Here is a 443-nt window from a genome sequence, read left to right on the forward strand (position 1 = left end):
AATTTTGCGAGTCATATTGGGAACGTTAGACAGGCACCGTTGGCTTTGCGACCACCGATACAACGCTAGTGGTCGCCTCCTCCGCCTGTAGAGCCGTCGGAGTGCCTGCTTGCTTCATAAGACTTCTAGGCGAACATTCAGATCCAAGTCGATTACCTGTCATCAAAGACGGACGAAAATTCGGAGATCTGATCTACTTCTCGAATCTGTCCGCCGACATTCGGGAAAAGTGGATTACATTTGTTGCCTTGCTGATAGCTGCAATACTACTTTCTTCTCTCACGTTCCTAATTGCCTATATCTTGTTGTGCTCAATGTTAAAGCCGCTCGCCCGTGTTGTGAAGGCTCTGACGATGTTGCGACGCGGACAGTATGAATTACATATTGAGTGTGAGGGATCGCCAGAGCTGGTTCGAAGTGGAAACGAGGTGAACCAGCTCGCC

The 443-nt window shown here is 49.2% G+C and carries 1 protein-coding gene; it reads left to right on the forward strand.

All coding sequences use genetic code 11. From position 1 onward, the window contains the following. Window positions 1–68: 68 nt before the first annotated feature. The coding region (locus AWU74_RS14370) for a hypothetical protein (RefSeq protein ID WP_238580280.1) at window positions 69–443 on the forward strand (375 nt) is incomplete at its 3' end.

The sequence above is a fragment of the Treponema endosymbiont of Eucomonympha sp. genome (genome assembly GCF_001028545.1).